1 tRNA gene is annotated in these 443 nt (G+C 65.0%); it reads right to left on the bottom strand.

Going from position 1 to position 443, the window contains the following annotated elements:
- Positions 1-331: 331 nt before the first annotated feature.
- Positions 332-418: transfer RNA gene (locus tag J5M58_RS27040), tRNA-Leu, on the bottom strand.
- Positions 419-443 lie beyond the last annotated feature (25 nt).

The following is a 443-nucleotide window of genomic DNA, read 5'->3' as shown; positions in this document are numbered from 1 at the left end:
CCAGATGGACCGCGTGACGCAGCAAAACGCGGCCCTCGTCGAGCAGGCCGCGGCCGCGTCGAAGGCGATGGACGATCAGGCCGGCAACCTGCGCGCGGCGGCGTCGATCTTCAAGCTGCCCGGGCGCGCGAGCCTGTTCGCGCACGCGTAGACCGGCTTTCGCCGACGGGATCGGCAACGCGAGGGCGGGGCATGCGCGTGTGCCGCCGGCTGCCGGCGTGGCCGGATCAAGGCAATCAACCGACGCGAGGCAAAAAGGCAATAAAAAACCCCGTAAATCGCGAATTTACGGGGTCTTTCGGACTGCTCGGTGCTGCGTGATACAGCTTGATGGTGCCCAGGAGAGGACTCGAACCTCCACGGTGTTGCCACCGCTAGGACCTGAACCTAGTGCGTCTACCAATTCCGCCACCTGGGCACTGCTGCATCGAGCAAGACCGCTA

Origin of the sequence: Pseudomonas sp. 32_A (assembly GCF_017490905.1) — a bacterium.
Classification (GTDB): Bacteria; Pseudomonadota; Gammaproteobacteria; order Pseudomonadales; family Pseudomonadaceae; genus Aquipseudomonas; species Aquipseudomonas inefficax.
Note: the sequence above shows the minus strand (reverse complement) of the source record. Positions and strands in the feature narration are given on the sequence as shown.